The sequence below is a fragment of the Streptomyces sp. DH41 genome, from assembly GCF_029813785.1.
Classification (GTDB): domain Bacteria; phylum Actinomycetota; class Actinomycetes; order Streptomycetales; family Streptomycetaceae; genus Streptomyces.
Window position 1 is genome coordinate 36,300 of sequence record NZ_JARVKY010000015.1, and the last position, 16,121, is coordinate 52,420.

Sequence of the window (16,121 nt, forward strand, 5' to 3'; positions counted from 1 at the left end):
GTCAGGCGTTCGCCGGGGTGTGTCCGCGGGGCACGGCCCGGGGCTCTCCGGGGGGCCCGCGGACGGACCCCGGCGGAGCCGCGGACAGATCCCGGGGGACCCGCGCTCAGCCCTCCACCGACGGAGCCGACCCCGGCAGCGGGCGGCCCGCCGACTCCGACATGAACCACACCGCCACGCCACCGACCACGGCGGCGGCCATCATGTAGTACGCGGGCATCATCAGGTCGCCCGTCGCCCCGATCAGCGCCGTCACCACCAGCGGTGTCGTACCGCCGAACAGGGACACGGACACGTTGAAGCCGATCGACAGCGAGCCGTACCGCACCCGCGTCGGGAACAGCGCCGGCAGCGCGGACGGCATCGACGCCGTGAAGCAGACCAGCAGCAGGCCCAGCGCGGCCATGCCCAGCCCCACCGCGAGCAGGCTGCCCTCGCGGATCAGCAGCAGCGCCGGTACGGAGAGGAGCAGGAACCCCGCGCAGCCCGCCGCGATCACCGGCCGCCGCCCGATCCGGTCGGTCAGCGCGCCGGCGAACGGCTGGACGACCATCATCAGCGCCATCACGACCAGCACCACGAGCAGCCCGTGCGTCTCGTCGTACTCCAGCTCGCTCGTCAGGTAGCTCGGCATGTACGACAGCAGCATGTAGTCGGTGACGTTGAAGACCAGCACCAGGCCGACGCAGAGCAGCAGCGCCCTCCACTGCCCGGTGATCATGTCCCGCAGCGGTACCTTCGGCCGCGACGTCTCCGCCTTCTCCAGCTCGGCGGCGAACGCCGGCGTCTCCTCCAGCCGCATCCGCAGATACAGCCCGATGATGCCCATCGGCCCGGCGATCAGGAACGGGATGCGCCAGCCCCAGGACGTCAGGTCGCCGTCGGAGAGCAGTGCCGTCATCAGCGTCACCAGTCCCGCACCGCCGATGTACCCGGCGAGCGTGCCGAACTCCAGCCAGCTCCCGAGGAACCCGCGCCGCTTGTCCGGCGCGTACTCGGCGATGAAGGTGGAGGCGCCCGCGTACTCACCCCCGGTGGAGAACCCCTGCACCAGCCGCGCGACCAGCAGCAGAACGGGCGCCCAGACGCCGATCGTCGCGTACGAGGGGATCAGCCCGATGGCGAACGTGCCCGCCGCCATCATGATCATCGTGAAGGCGAGGACCTTCTGCCGCCCGACCCGGTCGCCCAGCGGGCCGAAGACCATGCCGCCGAGCGGCCGGACCAGGAAGGCCGCGGCGAAGGCGCCGAACGTGGAGAGCAGCTGGGCCGTCGGGTTGCCCGACGGGAAGAAGACCTTGCCGAGCGTCACGGCGATGTAGCTGTAGACGCCGAAGTCGAACCACTCCATCGCGTTGCCGAGCGCCGCCGCCTTCACGGCACGCCTGACGAGAGCGGGATCGGTCACGGTGGGGGGAGCGGACCCCGGAGCGGACCCGGGAGCGGATCCCGGGGGAGGGGAGGAGTGCGGGTTCGCGCTGGACGGGTGAGTGGCGACGGGGACGGCCGACAAGACTTCGCTCGCCTACCTTTCGACGGGAACAGGGACGCCACGACCCGCACGGCGGCACTGTCGCCGGGCCGGAAGAAGCCCGCGGCACTCGGCCACGGGCAGAAAAGCGACCATAGGCGCTGATGCGCCGCTTACGCCCGGTATGCTTTTCGTTGCACAGTGCACCAAAACGGCGCACACGCAGGGACGTCCGCGCCCCACGGAGCGCTCCCCGGCCGTGTGACCTGTGATCCTTCTCGCTCCCCCGGGAGGCGTCGGTACCGCTCCCGCACTATCGTCATTCCGGACAAACGGCCGGACGGCCGGGAAAAAGCGCGACGAATCGCGGGCGGCGGTCAGGTTGAACGGGGGTTGCCTGCGTCTCCCTCCGGGGGTGGTGCGAGCCTCATAGGGTTCGCAAGGACAACACATCGCGTACACGGGCGCGGTACGAACGGGGCGGGAGGCCGACGAGGCGTGGCGAATGCGGAGCACAGTGGGCGACCGGCGGAGCCTTTCGGGGCACCGGCCGTCGATGCGACCAGGGCACGGCTGCGCGTCGCGCGCCTCGGCCTGTGGCTGGTCGCCGCCATCCTCGCCGTACGACAGCTGGCCGCGGTCCTCAGCACCCCGAGCGGGGAGCGGCTGACGGACCTGGACACCTGGGTCGGGGAGCACGGGGTCCTGCACGTCGAGGGCTCCCTCTACGACTCCACGGAGTTCACCGGCACCCCCTTCGTCGGCCTGGTCCTCAAACCGTTCACCCGCGCCGCCGAACAGGCCCTCGGCTGGGGCTGGACCTTCGGATCGCTGCTGCTCGTCGTGGCCCTCGGCCTGGTCGCCGCCCGCGCCCTGCCCAAGCCGGTGGGCCGCCGTACGGCACTGCTGGCGGCGCCCGTCGCCGTCAGCCTGCTGATGCTGTCGCTGCCGGTGCGCAACGCGCTGTGGCTCGGCCAGACCAGCATCATCCCGGTCCTCCTGGTTCTGCTGGGCTGCTTCGCCGTACGCGGTGAACACGGCGACCGGATCGGCGGCGCGCTGATCGGCCTCGCCGCCGCGTTCCAGCCGACCGTCCTCCTCTTCGTCCCCCTGCTGTGGTTCACCGACCGCAGACGGGCCGCCGTGTCGACGGGGGTCACGTTCGTCGCCTGCACCGCCGTGGCCTGGGCGGCGATGGCGCAGGACTCGTACACGTACTGGGTCCACCACATGGCCGGCGTGGGCCTGGGCGGCGAGGCCGACGACCTCGCCAACCAGTCGCTGCACGGCGTCCTGCTGCGACTCGGCCTCTCCGGCCCCCTGGAGATCGTCCTCTTCCTCCTGCTCGGCGCGGCCGTCGCCGTCCTCGCCCTGCGCCGCGCCGTGCGCTACGCCCGCGACGGCCAGCTGCTGCTCGCGGTCGCCGTCACCGGATGCGCGGCCGTGGTGGTGTCGCCGGCGACCTGGCAGCACCAGCTGCTGTGGGTGCTGCCCGCGCTCGTCGGCCGGGTGGGCAAGAAGGCCTCCGACCGGTACGTGTGGCCGGTCGCCGTCGTCCTGGTGATGACGCTGCCCGCCAAGATGATGCTGCCGAACATGGCGGCCCTCTACCCCCTGCGCGACAACGTCGTACTCCTCGCGGCGCTGGCCGCCGCCGTCGCCGTGCCCTTCCTGTCCCGCACGTCGCCGTACTTCGACGCACCGGTCCCGACGAGCTACGCGCCGCCGGTCCCGACCCGCTTCAAGCACGTCCCCCTGCTGCCCTTCCTGCGCCGGGTCCTCACCCGCCCCAACCTCCTCCTGGAGCTCCTCCTCATCCGGGTCACCTACGCCGCCTACTCCCAGGTCCGCCTCGCGGCGACCGGCGGCAGCAACTCGGCGGGCCGGGCGAGGGCCGAGGAGCACGGCTGGCAGATCCTCGACATCGAGCGCTTCCTGCACATCGACATCGAGCACGCGGTCAACCACGCCGTCGTGAAGATCGGCTGGCTGCGGGACTTCTTCGACTTCTACTACACGTCGTTCCACTTCGTCGTCCCGCTGGCCGTCCTCGGCGTCCTGTACTGGCGCCGCCCGGTCGACTACCGCTGGGCCCGCGCGTCCCTCGGCTTCGCCACGCTGCTGGCCCTGGTCGGCTTCTGGCTGTACCCGCTGGCGCCGCCGCGCCTGATGCCGAACCTCGGGATCATCGACACGGTGCACGGCGTGCAGGACTTCTCGAAGCCGGACTACGGCACGCTGACCCACCTCACCAACCAGTACGCGGCGATGCCGTCGCTGCACTTCGGCTGGTCGCTGTGGTGCGGGGTGGCGATCGCGATCATCGCCCCGAAGATGTGGATGAAGGCCCTCGGCCTCCTCCACCCCCTGTTCACCGTCGCGGCGATCGTGGCGACCGGCAACCACTGGATCCTGGACGCGGTGGGCGGCGCGGCCGTGGTCGCCGCGGGCTTCGGGCTGACCTACCTGTTCCAGGGCCCGAGGGCCCGGTTGGTCACGGCGACCGCGACCAAGGGGACTGCTCCGGCCGAGGGGACCGGTCCGCTCGAGGGGGCTGCCCCGCCCAAGGAGGCCGCCCCGACCGCGAACGCCATTCCCGCTCCCGCCTCGCCCACGGCCGAGAGCACCGACCCGCCCGCCGAGGGCCTCAGCAGCGATCCTCCGACCCCGGCGAAGGACCGTACCGGGAGCTGATCCGGTACTCGCCCGCCGCCTCGACGGTCAGGCGGGTGAACTCGCCGTCCTGGGCGAGGCACCCGCCGTCGGTCCGCAGCCAGGGCGACCAGGCGACCCGCACGGTCACCGGGCCGGGCCGGTCCACGCGGAGCACCAGGTCGGCGCTGCTGGTCGTCACGACGGCGCCGGGCTCGGAGACGAGCGGTACGGCGTCCCGCACCCGGTACACCTGCCAGTGCTCGTCCTGCCAGACGGGCTCGAGCCACTCGGGCCGCCGGTCCGGGTCCCGGACGAGCGCCGCCTCGGCCTTGGCGGGCCCGTCCGGCTTGCCCAGCGGAAGGACGACGAGGCCGACCGCCCAGTGGTCCAGCCAGGCCCGGTAGGTGTCCTCGGAGAAGGTGCCGTCGTAGAAGAGACGGGCGCGTTCCACGTCGAGCTGCCGGTTCCAGCCGCGGGCCATGTTGACGTGCGGGGCGAGCCGGGACGCCTCGCGGTGGTCGCGGGCGGGTACGACCTCCACCCGCGTGCGGTCGGCCCCGAGGCCGTCCAGCGCCCGCAGGACACCGTCCGTCTCGACGGACCAGGCGGGCACCACGGTGTACTCCTTCAGATCGTCGGCGGTCTTCTTCCCCATCCACCCGACGGAGAAGACGAGGGCGACGACCAGCAGGAAGCGCGAGACCCGTCGCAGCGGGGGCGCGGTGAGCAGGACCGCGAGCAGCACGACGGGAGCGAAGTACTCGGCGAACCGCTCGACGTTCGTGCCGACGGGCGAGGCGACGAGGTACGTGAGCACGGTGCCGGTCGCGTAGACGACCCCGCTCCACCGGGCGACCCGCCAGGTACGCGGGGCGAGCGCGGTGACGGCGAGGCCGAGCACGACCGGCGGCCATATTCGGGCCGCCGGCATCGGCTGCTCCCCGCTGAAGGGGAACAGCAGCGTGGTCAGCCCGACGACGACGGCGGGCGGTACGAGAAGGACGAGGGCGCGCCCCCAGTCCCGTACGAGCAGGTGACCGGCGCCCACGACGGCCAGGTACAGCCCGGCCACCGGCGAGGCCATGGTGGCCAGTGCCGCGTACCCGGCGGCGAGGACCGTCCGCCGTTCCCGGACCAGCACCACGCAGGCGGCCAGCCCGAAGGCGAGACCGAGCGCGAAGGTCGTACGCCCCGAGGCGACGTTGCACCACAGAGCGAGGGAGGCGAGCAGGGCGGGCCACAGGGGCCTGCGCACACCGGCGCGCTCGATCAGCACGGCCGCCAGCCAGGCGCCGGCCAGCCCGGACACCACGGTGACCGTGCGCACGCCGAGCAGGGCCATCAGGTGCGGCGAGATCACGCTGTAGTTGGCGGTGTGCGTCCCGCCGTACCAGAACAGCCCGTACGGCGAACCGCCGTGCCGCGAGGTGAAGTCGGCCCACGCCTCCTGCGCGGCGAGGTCGCCCCCGCCAGTGGCGAGAAACGCCCACCACACCGCGTACAGCGGGATGGTGGGCAGGGTGGCGAGCAGGGCCACGCGATGCCGGCGCCCGAAGGCGCGCAGGGCATCGCCGGGGCGTCTCTCCCGCTGCCGTTCGGGGCGGGGGACGGTCGTCAGTGCGGCAGGGACCACGGTCGGGGTTTCCGTTCGGCGTCATCGGGGGCACGGCGGGGGCACGTGCGAAGACGATAATTCGAACAGAAACGTTTACCTGTCCCCGGTCCGGGTCCCAGGGGCACAGGGGGCTACCGGCTCACCGGCTCACCGGGTCATTCGGGCACGGCCTCCCGCGTCCGGCGAGTGACGGCGAATCCGGTCAGGGTGAGCGCGGCGATCCCGAGCAGGGCGGTCGCCGGGTTGAGGTACGACGGGATGACGGCCTCGACCACCCGCCCGTCCCCGGCCCGGCACCCGAAGTGCAGCGGGAGGAACGTCGGTACGTAACCGCTGACTTCGCCGCTGCCCAGGACCCGGTGGCACGCCTGGGCCTGGGCGTGGTCGTCGAAGAAGAACAGGTGCAGGAGGCCCCAGGTGTACATGCCGGCCGTCGCGCCCCACGCCAGTACGGCCGCCGGTGCGAGGAACACCTGCCCGCCCGGGCCGGTCCTCCTCGCGCGCACCAGGCCCGTGATCCCACGAAGGGTGAGCCCGAGCACGGCCACGAGGCCGGCCAGGAGCAGCAGGAGCAGTACCGCCCCGTCGTGCTCGGCGTAGGGCTCGTCTCCGGAGCCGGACGCGATCACCCGGCGGTGGTGGCGTGACGGGGCAGCTCGCGCCACTGGATTCCCGTCGGCATCGCCTTGCTTCCCACAGCGTTCCTCCATCACCCGGCGGATCAGCTCCGCCGGGTCCTTGGGGAGAGCACGGCGGCGCGCAGATGATCGTAACGGTCTCAACAGCTCTTCACGCGCTCCGGGTTGGCGGTTGGATGACCGGTGCCGTACCCAAAGTCTGAGGAGATGATCTGCGACGTGGTTGGATCGTCTCGGGGTCAGTGGTGCGCAAGGGGAGGGGCTGGATGTGATTCCACAAGCGTTTCCGGTGGGTGGCTGGAGGAAGCGCACCGTCGCCGTTCCCCGTCCGCAGGGGGAACCGGCACTGTTGCGGTTGCGGTCTCGGGGCCCGGTCACCACCTATTTCGCGGCGCCGTGGATCGACACTCCGCAGGAGCGGACGGAGGCTGCCGCTCTCTTCCACACGTGGGGGCGGTCGTGGCATCCGTTCGTCCTCCCCGGCCGGTACACGCACCTGGAAGTGCGCAAGGGCGGGGAGAACGGCATGGCCCGCTGGCAGTTGGACAGGCTGTGGCGTGAAGACGTGCCGGCCCTGCTCTTCGCCTGGGAAGGCGGGCCGCTGGAGCTGCGGTACGACTGCGCGGGCCGCGCCAGGGGCCTGGGGTTGGTGCACCACGCGTTCGACAGCGGTGAGCCGCTGGACATAGACGTGACGGGTACCGAGAGAGGGACGGTCCGCCTGGGCGGGCCCGGCTACGTGTGGGTTCATTCCTCACCGGCCGGTGACTGGACGCTCAAGGTGGCCTGAGCCGCCTTGCCGCGCACCCTCCGTAGGTGTCACCGACGGATGAGGGGTGGGGCGTCGGGTCGTCTCAGGAGAGGGAGTCCTGGGAGGGGACTACGACGCCGTACATGTCGGTAATGGTGGCGAGGGCGCTGTGGTGCACCTGGTGGGCGTCCAGTTCGAGGCCCGTGACGGGCAGGGCGCGGGTGGCGCAGGCGTCGGCGACGACCGTGGGGCGGTTGCCGCGCAGGAAGGCGCCCTGGGCGGTGAAGGTCACGCACATGTGCGTCATGAAGCCGACGACGACCAGGTCGCTGTTGCCGGCCGCGTCGACGTGCTCGCCCAGGTCCGTGCCGAAGAACGAGTCGGGCGCCTTCTTGACGACGACGGGTTCGCCGTCGACCGGGGCGACGCTCGGGTGGATCTGGCCGATCTCGGCGCGGATGTCGTACGGGGTGCCCTCGCCGCCGTCGTGCATGACGTGGATGACCTTGGCGCCTTCCCGGCGGGCGCGGGCCAGCAGCCGGGCGCCGGCGTCGAGGGCGTCCTGCCAGCCGTCCAGTTCCATCACGCCGGTCGTGTAGGTGTTCTGGTAGTCGACGAGCACCAGGGTGGAGTCGGCGAGCTTGGCGGGGGTGTCGTCGAGTCCGTTGAGGCGGCGCAGCGTGGTCCTGGGCATGGGGAACTCCCTGGTCTTCGGGTGGGGAAGGGGTGCGGCCGGTGGCCTGCTCCTACGACGCTACGGCCGTGCCGTGATGTCGGCAATGTCGTCTAACCTGCAGATACCGACATAGGAGCTGGGAGGAACGTGAACTCCGTGAGCCGACTGATCGTCGTCGTCCTCTTCGAGGGCGTCGACCTGCTCGACGTCACCGGGCCGCCGGAGGTGTTCGCCCTCGCCCGGCGCGAGACGGACGAGGCGGCGGGGTACGAGGTGGTCCTCGCCGCCGAGACCATGGACCCGGTCACCACCGGCGCCGGGGTCCGGGTCCTCCCGGACGTCACCTTCGACGACCTGTCCGCCCGGCGCGTCGACACCCTGATCGTGCCCGGCGCGGTCGAGATCGACGGTCGGCGGCGTGTCCACGCGCTCACCGACCCCGCCGTGGTGGAGCGGGTGCGGCAGCTCGCCGGCCGGACCCGGCGGGTCACGTCCGTCTGCGTCGGCGCGCACGTGCTGGCGGCCGCCGGACTCCTCGACGGCAAGCGCGTCACCACCCACTGGTCGACCGCGCGGCAGCTCGCCGACGACCACCCGGCGGTCGAGGTGGACGCCGACCCGATCTTCATCCGGGACGGCGACGTGTGGACCGGCGCGGGCATCAGCTCCTGCCTCGACCTCTCCCTCGCGCTCGTCGCCGACGACCTCGGCGAGGCGGTGGCGTTGCGCGTGGCCCGGCAGCTCGTGATGTATCTGAAGCGGCCGAGCGGGCAGAGTCAGTTCAGCGTTCCGCTGGAGCAGGTCTCCACGACACGGCGCGTCGAGGAACTCCGCCACCACGTCCTGCGCAACATCGCCGAACCGCTCACCGTCGCCGACCTCGCCGCACACGCGCACGTCAGCGACCGGCAGCTCACCCGGATCTTCAAGACCGAACTCGGCACCACCCCGTACGCCTACGTCGAGTCGGTCCGCGTCGAGGTGGCGCGCCAGCAGCTCGAATCCACTGACGGGACCTTGGAGAGGGTCGCCTCCGCCTGCGGCTTCGGCACCGTCGACACCCTGGTCCGGGCGTTCCGCCGGCGCCTGGACACGACCCCGACGGAGTACCGGCGACGGTTCCGGACCGTTCCTGCGTGAACTCGGCTTGCGGGTCACGGAACCCGGAGCGCGTGAAGCCCCGTCGGGGCAGGGTGGCCGAAGAGGGCCCCTGCCCCGACGGGGCTCGGTCTGCCGGGCGGGCGGGTCACCGGCGCCCGGCGAAGGCCGGTGCCGTGCGCGGCGCTCCTCGGCTCAGCCGAAGTTCACGTCGCTGCACCACATGTACGCCTGGTCGAGGTGCGAGGCCTGCCAGATCACGAACACCACGTGGTGTCCGGTGTATCCGGAGGTCTGGACGGGGAAGGTGATGTTCTGCGCCGGGGCGAAGCGGCCGGTCTGCGTGATGAAGTCGAGGTTGCCCCAGCCCAGGGTCTGGGTCTTGGGGTCGAAGCCCTGCTTGCTCACGTAGACCTTGAAGTAGTCGGCACCGTGGGACGCCTGGTCGTACAGCTGCACCGAGAAGTTGTTGCCGACGTTGGTGGTCTTCCACTGGCCGGGCTTGTTCAGGCTGGCGTTCCTCGAGAGGTTGTTGCTGCAGAGCGTCCCGTCGGGGGTCTTCGCCTGGAACTGGCCGCCGAGGCCGTCGCGGAGGGCGCTCATCCAGTTCCACATGGTGTCGGCGTTGGCCTGGAAGGCCTGCCAGCACATGGGGTCCTGGGTCTGCATGGCCGGGTTCGTGTGGTTGCTGCCCCACGTCTTCCAGCACTGGTACGCGCGGGTGGCGGGACCGACGATGGTGCCGTGGGCCTGGGCGGGGGTCGACCAGGCCAGTGCGCCGACGACCACGGCGAACAGCATGACGAGCGCCTGGAGAGGCCGACGGAGGGCCGACCGCGAACGCCCGGTTAACGGACTCGTTGTGCGCATGTGGGGGGACTCCTTCCAGAGGCAAGGCTGTAATGGGAGCGCTCCCAAAATGACGACTCCTCAGTGAAATGTCAATGAAACAGACAAAGTCGATCACAGTGGTGGGTCGCGGTTGGGGAATCCGCCCTGGTGCGGGAGCCGGTGCCCTTGCCGGACTCGGGCGGTCGGCCCTTCCCGCGGCGACTCCGGAACCACTCCTTGCCGTCGAGTCCCACCCATCGCATCCGGAGGGGCAGCGGTTTACCATGACGCCGCGTCAGTTCGCGGCCCGGCATCTTCGGGCCGGCGGAGGAGACCGCCTTCACGGCCGAGTCCCCGCCAGCACCACGCAAGCCGTTCGGTCAACTGTCACTCCATCGAGATGAGGTTCCTTGACTTCTCGCCCTCCTGAAGGAGGGGGATTCTCACGGCTCGCGTCGTGAGGGTTTCTGCTTCGTCGCCGACTGCCCGCCCGGAGTACTCCGTTGAGGTCTTACACCAGCTCCACAGACAGACACGGCCAGCCCGGCCGCCAGAAGGTTGTTGGCCGCGTTCACGTCCCGGTCGTGGGTCGTGCCGCAGCCGTCGCACGTCCAGGTACGGACGTTCAACGGCATCCTGCCCCGCAGGGCGCCGCAGGCCGAGCACAGCCTGGAGGAGGGGAAGAAGCGGTCCACTGCGATCACTTCGCGCCCGTACCAGGCGGCCTTGTACTCCAGCAGGGAGCGGAACTCGCTCCAGCCCGCGTCCGAGATGGCCCGGGCGAGGGTGTGGTTCTTGACCATGTTGCGTACGATCAGGTCCTCGATCACGATCGTTTGGTTTTCACGAACGAGTCGGGTGGTCAGCTTGTGGAGCCCGTCCCGGCGCCGGTCGGCGATGCGGGCGTAGATTGTGGCGACCCTGCGGCGGGCCTTGGCCCGGTTGGCTCCGTCGCCCTTCGCCTTGCGGGCAAGGGCGCGCTGGGCCTTCGCCAGGCGGGCACGGTCGGCGCGTTCATACCGGGGATTGGCGATCTTCTCCCCGGTGGAGAGGGTCAGCAGGTGTTCCAGGCCCACGTCCACACCGACCGCCGTATCGGTTGCCGGGAGCGGTTTCACGGTCGGGTCGTCACACAGCAGGGAGACGAACCAGCGTCCCGCCGGATCCTGCGAGACGGTCACGGTGGACGGCGATGCCCCCTCGGGCAGGGGCCGCGACCACACGACGGCCAGCGGGCCGGCCATCTTCGCCAGCGTCAGTCTCCCGTCACGGAAGCGGAAACCACTGGTCGTGTACTCGGCCGACTTCCGCGACCTCTTCCGCGACTTGAAGCGCGGATACTTGGCCCGCTTGCCGAAGAAGTGGGTGAACGCGTTCTGCAGGTGCCGAAGTGTCTGCTGCAGGGGTACGGAGGAGACGTCGTTGAGGTAGGCGAGCTCCTCGGTCTTCTTCCACGCCGTCAGCATCGCCGAGGTGGCGTTGTAGTTGACCCGTTCCTGCCGCGCCCATGCTTCGGTACGGGCCGCGAGTGCCAGGTTGTAGACCTTGCGTACGCATCCGAAGGTGCGCGACAGCTCGGCTGCCTGCGCATCGGTTGGATGGAAGCGGTACTTGAACGCCCGCTTCACACACGTCGTGGCCACGCTCACAAACTAGCGGCACTGCGACTTAAGACCAAAGCTGCTGGTCGGGGCGCGGCCCTTCGCCCTGGCGGCGAAACCCCGCCCATCACCCTGCTCCGCAGGGAGTCCGTTTCCTCCCCTGCCTGAAGGCAGGGGTATCCACGGAGGAATCAGATGAACCGAAACCGAACCGCCGTCGGCGCGTTCGTCGTGGCCCTGTGCACTGCCGGCCTCACCCTCGGCCCGGCGACCGCCGCGAGCGCCGCCGAGGCGAAGTCCCGCGTCGGAGCCGACTGGGAGACCCAGTCGATCGTCTTCACGGCCGCCGCGGGCCACACCAACGACCTCAACGTCTTCTTCATGTACACCAGCGACGGCATCCAGCGGATCGGCTTCCGCGACGTGGTCCCGCTCGAACCGGGCGATCATTGCGCGTACTCCTCAGCCGAGGACACCACCGCCGTCGTCTGCGAACTGCCCGCCGACGGCGCTCGTCCCGACCGGATCGACATCCACCTCGGCGACGGCGACGACACGGTCGCCGCCTTCACCCCCGGGGTCGGCACCGTCAGCGGCGGCTCCGGTGACGACGAACTGCACGCCCACACGGCACGCACGGTGCTGGGCGGCGACGGGAACGACATGGTCATGGGGCCCGCCGTGCTGCACGGCGGCGAGGGCATGGACCACCTCATGGGCGACGGCGACGACCAGCGGATGTGGGGTGGCGCGGGCGACGACATGATCGAGGGCTACGGCGGCGACGACACCGTGTACGCCGGCTCCGGCGACGACCATGCCATGGGCGGGGACGGCCGCGACATCGTTCTCGGCGGCCCCGGCGACGACATGCTGCACGGCGAAGGCGGCGACGACCTCGTCGGTGGCGGCCTCGGAAAGGACACCGTCGAAGGCGGGCCGGGCCGCGACATCGTCCTCCCGTAGGCGCACCCGGCGCACGTCCTGCCGTGAGCACGCCGCTCCGCACGAAGGCCCTGCCCCGCGGCGCGATCGGCGCCGCGGGCGCGGTGCCGCCGCAGTCGGCGCCCTCGGTCACGTGGGGCGGCTCACCTCGCCGGCCGCTCGAACGTGACCGGTGCCTCGAAGGCCGCCCGGCGGGTGGCGCGGCGCAGTGCCTTCAGGACCGGGGTGCCCAGCGCGAGGGTCAGTACGACCGTCACGGCGGCGCGGCCCCCGTCCCAGCCGAGGGACGTGGCCAGGCAGTAGGCGAGGAAGCGGGCCAGGTTGTCGGGGATCGACGCGTCCGGGTCGAAGGCGATGTTCGAGGCGAGCGTGTTCATGAAGGTCCAGCCCGCCAGGTTCATCACCGTGCCGTAGGCGAACGCGGCCAGGAAGCCGTACGCGGCCAGCATCAACAGCTCCGTGCGACCGCGCAGACGGTCGGGGAAGGGCAGCAGGCCCGCCCCCATCGTGAACCAGCCCATCGACAGCATCTGGAACGGCATCCACGGGCCCACCCCACCCGTGAGCAGCGCGGACGCGAACATCGTGACCGAGCCGAGGACGAAGCCGAAGCCCGGGCCCAGGACCCGGCCGCTGAGGACCATGAGGAAGAACATCGGCTCCAGGCCCGCGGTGCCCGCGCCGATGGGACGCAGCGCCGCGCCCACCGCCGCCAGGACACCGAGCATCGCCACGGCCTTCGGGCCGAGCCCCGACTCCGAGATCGTCGCCGCCACCACGGCCACCAGCAGCACCAGCAGGCCCGCGAACAGCCACGGCGCGTCCTGCGCGTGCGCGTTCAGCGAGGCGTCCGGCGGGGCCAGGAAGGGCCAGCCGAAGCCCGCCACGCCCACCGCGCTGACCAGGAGCAGGGCGGCCACGGAACGGGGGCCGAGCCGGACGGCGCGGGCCTGACGCTGGGGAGGGACGCCGCCGGTCATGCCAGCGCCTCCCGCACCTGCGCGACGGTCAGCCACTGCCTCGGGGCCAGCACCTTGGCGACCTGCGGGGCGAAGGACGGGGAGGCCATCACCACGTCCGCCGCCGGGCCGTCGGCGATCACCTCGCCCTCGGCCAGCAGCACGACCCGGTGGGCCAGCTCGGCGGCGAGTTCCACGTCGTGCGTGGCCAGCACGATCGCGTGGCCCTCGGCGGCCAGGCCGCGCAGGATGCCGGCCAGCCGGGCCTTCGCCGCGTAGTCCAGGCCGCGCGTCGGCTCGTCCAGGAGGAGGAGGGGAGGGCGGGCGGTCAGGACGACGGACAGGGCGAGGGTGAGGCGCTGGCCCTCGGAGAGGTCGCGGGGGTGGGTGTCGTCGGTGACGCCGGGGAGCAGCTCGGTGAGCAGGGCGCGGCAGGTACCGGGGGACGCCTCCGCGTCCCGGTCGGCGGCCGCGCACTCGGCGGCGACGGTGTCGGCGTACAGCAGGTCGCGCGGCTCCTGCGGGACCAGGCCGACCCGGCGCACGAGATCGCGGGGGGCCGTGCGGTGCGGTACGGCGTCGCCGGCGCGGACCGAACCGGCGGACGGTTCGACCAGGCCGACGAGGGCGGACAGGAGGGTGGACTTCCCGGCGCCGTTGCGGCCCATCAGGGCGACGGTCTCGCCGGGGGAGACGGTCAGGTCGATGTGGCGCAGCGCCTGGATCCGGTCCCGGCGGACGGCGAGGGAGCGGACCTCGGCGGCGTACGAGGTGGGGCCCGAAGGGGCTTGCGGGGCCTTCCCGCGGCGGCGCCAGCGGGACGCGGGGGCGGGCCGGAGCGCGGGAAGGGGCGGGAGCGTGGCGGCCGGCGGCGTGCGGGCCGGGATCTCCCGGTCGGCCAGCCGGTCCCGCAGCGGGGCCGCGCGGCGCCGGGCGTCGCGGATCGTCAGTGGCAGCGGGGACCAGTCCGCCAGCCTGCCCAGGCCCACCACCGGCGGGTACACCGGGGACACGGCCATCACGTCCGCCGGAGAGCCGAGGAGCGGCGCCGCGCCCGATGACGGGAGCAGGACGACCTGATCGGCGTACTGGATGACGCGTTCCAGGCGGTGCTCGGCCATCAGAACCGTCGTACCGAGGTCGTGGACCAGGCGCTGGAGGACGGCGAGGACCTCCTCGGCGGCGGCGGGGTCGAGGGCGGAGGTCGGCTCGTCCAGGACCAGGACGTCCGGGTGCGGAGTGAGGACCGAGCCGATCGCGACCCGCTGCTGCTGGCCGCCGGAGAGCGTGGCGATGGGGCGGGACCGGAGGTCGGACAGGCCCAGGAGGTCGAGGGTCTCCTCGACGCGGCGGCGCATCACGTCCGGGGCCAGACCGAGGGACTCCATGCCGTAGGCGAGCTCGTCCTCGACGGTGTCCGTCACGAAGTGGGAGAGCGGGTCCTGCCCGACCGTGCCGACGACGTCGGCGAGTTCGCGCGGCTTGTGGGTGCGGGTGTCCCGCCCGGCCACCGTGACCCGGCCGCTCAGCGTGCCGCCGGTGAAGTGCGGCACCAGGCCGCTGACCGCGCCCAGCACGGTGGACTTGCCGACCCCGGACGGGCCGGCGAGCAGGACGAGTTCACCCTCGGGGACCTCGAAGTCGATGCCCCGGACGGTGGGCTCGGCCGCTCCGTCGTACGTCACGGAGACATCCTCGAAGCGGATCACGACGGCTCCTTGACGGGGGCGGGTACGGGGGCGGTTACGGAGGTGGGGGTGGGGGCGGGAGTGACGAACGCCGGGAGCAGGCCGATCAGTACGGCCGCCGCCGGCCACAGCGGAAGGCCGGGGGCGACCAGCGGGACCACGCCCGGGTGCAGCGCCGCCGGGTCACGGGCGGCGGCGAGGAACATCAGCGCCGCCACCGCCACCCCGGAGGCGGTGACCAGCCAGGCGCGGGCGTCCCAGCGGTCCGGTCGGTACCGGGTGCGGACCGACCGGCGACCGCCGAGCCACAGCCCCGCGAGCGCGGCGGCGACGCCGGCCAGGAGGACGGGGATGCCGTACGTGCCGCCCGCCGCGGTCAGCAGCCCGTACGTCCCCGCGCAGACGCCGAGCAGGCCGCCCAGGGTGAGGGCGGCGGTGGTACGGCGGACGGGGGCGGGGACCTGGGCGGTACGGCCGTAACCGCGGGCGTCCATCGCGGCGGCGAGGGCGACGGAACGCTCCAGGGCGCCTTCGAGCACCGGCAGACCGACCTGGAGCAGGCCCCGTACGCCGCCGTCGGGGCGGCCGCGCAGACGGCGGGCGGCGCGCAGGCGCTGGACGTCGGCGATGAGGTTCGGCGCGAAGGTGAGGGCGACGACGACGGCCACGCCCATCTCGTACAGGGCGCCCGGCAGGGACTTGAGGAGGCGGGCGGGGTTGGCGAGGGCGTTCGCGGCGCCGACGCAGATGAGGAGGGTGGCCAGCTTCATCGCGTCGTACAGGGCGAAGGCCAGGCCCTCCGCGGTGACCCGGCCGCCGAGGCGGATGCCCTGCGCCCAGTCGGGGAGGGGGACCTCGGGGAGGGTGACGAGGGTGTGCGTGCCGGGGATGGGGGAGCCGAGGACCGCGGTGAAGAGGAGGCGGATGACGAGGACGGCCAGGGCGAGCTTGACGAAGGCGCCGTAGGAGCGGGACCAGGGGGCGTGGGGGCGGCGGGCGATGACGACGTAGGCGGAGACGGCTACGAGGAGGGAGAGGAGGAGGGGGTTGGTGGTGCGGGTTGCGGCGGTGCCGAGGGCCAGCGCCCAGAGCCACCAGGCGCCGGGGTGTACGGGCACCGTGCGGTGGGGGCCGGGGGTGGGGGCGCTTACCGGCGCTGCCAGGGTGCCGCCTGCGCCCACCCGTGCCGCCCC

At 72.1% G+C, this 16,121-nt stretch carries 13 protein-coding genes; 4 read left to right on the top strand and 9 right to left on the bottom strand.

Going from position 1 to position 16,121, the window contains the following annotated elements; translation table 11 throughout:
- Nucleotides 1-106: 106 nt before the first annotated feature.
- On the bottom strand, nucleotides 107-1,513 hold the full coding sequence (proP, locus tag QC283_RS23405) for a glycine betaine/L-proline transporter ProP (protein ID WP_443032674.1): 1,407 nt from the start codon (nucleotides 1,511-1,513) through the stop codon (nucleotides 107-109).
- Between the two features lie 456 nt (nucleotides 1,514-1,969).
- Here proP and QC283_RS23410 point away from each other — a divergent pair, with 456 nt between their 5' ends.
- A complete protein-coding gene (locus QC283_RS23410; RefSeq protein WP_279563606.1) occupies nucleotides 1,970-4,165 on the top strand; it encodes a bifunctional glycosyltransferase 87/phosphatase PAP2 family protein in 2,196 nt (731 codons plus the stop codon).
- On the opposite strand, the gene QC283_RS23415 is transcribed toward QC283_RS23410, so the two are convergent.
- Nucleotides 4,119-5,759 carry a hypothetical protein gene (locus tag QC283_RS23415; RefSeq protein WP_279563607.1) on the bottom strand — a complete coding sequence of 547 codons (1,641 nt, stop codon included), beginning with the start codon at nucleotides 5,757-5,759 and terminating at the stop codon, nucleotides 4,119-4,121. The two genes, QC283_RS23410 and QC283_RS23415, sit on opposite strands and share 47 nt — an antisense overlap.
- Before the next feature lie 137 nt (nucleotides 5,760-5,896).
- The gene (locus QC283_RS23420; protein WP_279563608.1) at nucleotides 5,897-6,370 is read right to left on the bottom strand and encodes a hypothetical protein; all 474 of its coding nucleotides are present in this window, start codon (nucleotides 6,368-6,370) and stop codon (nucleotides 5,897-5,899) included.
- Between the two features lie 358 nt (nucleotides 6,371-6,728).
- Between QC283_RS23420 and QC283_RS23430 the strand changes: the two genes are divergently transcribed.
- The gene (locus QC283_RS23430) at nucleotides 6,729-7,169 is read left to right on the top strand and encodes a hypothetical protein (protein ID WP_279563609.1); all 441 of its coding nucleotides are present in this window, start codon (nucleotides 6,729-6,731) and stop codon (nucleotides 7,167-7,169) included.
- A gap of 64 nt (nucleotides 7,170-7,233) precedes the next feature.
- On the opposite strand, the gene QC283_RS23435 is transcribed toward QC283_RS23430, so the two are convergent.
- The gene (locus tag QC283_RS23435) at nucleotides 7,234-7,824 is read right to left on the bottom strand and encodes a cysteine hydrolase family protein (protein WP_279563610.1); all 591 of its coding nucleotides are present in this window, start codon (nucleotides 7,822-7,824) and stop codon (nucleotides 7,234-7,236) included.
- Nucleotides 7,825-7,953: 129 nt separating this feature from the next.
- Here QC283_RS23435 and QC283_RS23440 point away from each other — a divergent pair, with 129 nt between their 5' ends.
- Complete coding sequence (locus QC283_RS23440) at nucleotides 7,954-8,946, top strand: GlxA family transcriptional regulator (RefSeq protein WP_279563611.1); 993 nt, start codon at nucleotides 7,954-7,956, stop codon at nucleotides 8,944-8,946.
- A gap of 153 nt (nucleotides 8,947-9,099) precedes the next feature.
- Here the strand turns inward: QC283_RS23440 and QC283_RS23445 are convergent, their stop codons facing one another.
- Together QC283_RS23445 and QC283_RS23450 are read right to left on the bottom strand one after the other, a co-directional pair.
- Nucleotides 9,100-9,705, bottom strand: coding sequence for a lytic polysaccharide monooxygenase auxiliary activity family 9 protein (locus tag QC283_RS23445; RefSeq protein WP_279563612.1), 606 nt, complete (start codon nucleotides 9,703-9,705; stop codon nucleotides 9,100-9,102).
- A gap of 473 nt (nucleotides 9,706-10,178) precedes the next feature.
- Complete coding sequence (locus QC283_RS23450; protein WP_279563613.1) at nucleotides 10,179-11,378, bottom strand: RNA-guided endonuclease InsQ/TnpB family protein; 1,200 nt, start codon at nucleotides 11,376-11,378, stop codon at nucleotides 10,179-10,181.
- Between the two features lie 153 nt (nucleotides 11,379-11,531).
- On the opposite strand from QC283_RS23450, the gene QC283_RS23455 reads away from it, so the two are divergent.
- Nucleotides 11,532-12,302, top strand: a complete 771-nt coding sequence (locus QC283_RS23455; protein WP_279563614.1) for a calcium-binding protein — start codon at nucleotides 11,532-11,534, stop codon at nucleotides 12,300-12,302.
- A 122-nt stretch (nucleotides 12,303-12,424) separates the two neighbouring features.
- On the opposite strand, the gene QC283_RS23460 is transcribed toward QC283_RS23455, so the two are convergent.
- The 3 genes from QC283_RS23460 to QC283_RS23470 are packed head-to-tail and all read right to left on the bottom strand — an operon-like array spanning nucleotide 12,425 to nucleotide 16,109.
- Nucleotides 12,425-13,261 carry an ECF transporter S component gene (locus QC283_RS23460; RefSeq protein ID WP_279563615.1) on the bottom strand — a complete coding sequence of 279 codons (837 nt, stop codon included), beginning with the start codon at nucleotides 13,259-13,261 and terminating at the stop codon, nucleotides 12,425-12,427.
- Nucleotides 13,258-14,949, bottom strand: coding sequence for an ABC transporter ATP-binding protein (locus QC283_RS23465; RefSeq protein ID WP_279563616.1), 1,692 nt, complete (start codon nucleotides 14,947-14,949; stop codon nucleotides 13,258-13,260). Before QC283_RS23465 ends, QC283_RS23460 begins: the two co-directional genes overlap by 4 nt.
- Nucleotides 14,946-16,109, bottom strand: a complete 1,164-nt coding sequence (locus QC283_RS23470; protein ID WP_443032675.1) for a CbiQ family ECF transporter T component — start codon at nucleotides 16,107-16,109, stop codon at nucleotides 14,946-14,948. Before QC283_RS23470 ends, QC283_RS23465 begins: the two co-directional genes overlap by 4 nt.
- Nucleotides 16,110-16,121: the final 12 nt, after the last annotated feature.

What these genes read in the sequence shown, in the direction of transcription:
- QC283_RS23435 (WP_279563610.1), bottom strand. Translation starts at nt 7,824, where the DNA reads ATGCCCAGGACCACGCTGCGCCGCCTCAACGGACTCGACGACACCCCC.
- QC283_RS23445 (WP_279563612.1), bottom strand. Translation starts at nt 9,705, where the DNA reads ATGCTGTTCGCCGTGGTCGTCGGCGCACTGGCCTGGTCGACCCCCGCC.
- QC283_RS23455 (WP_279563614.1), top strand. Translation starts at nt 11,532, where the DNA reads ATGAACCGAAACCGAACCGCCGTCGGCGCGTTCGTCGTGGCCCTGTGC.
- QC283_RS23460 (WP_279563615.1), bottom strand. Translation starts at nt 13,261, where the DNA reads ATGACCGGCGGCGTCCCTCCCCAGCGTCAGGCCCGCGCCGTCCGGCTC.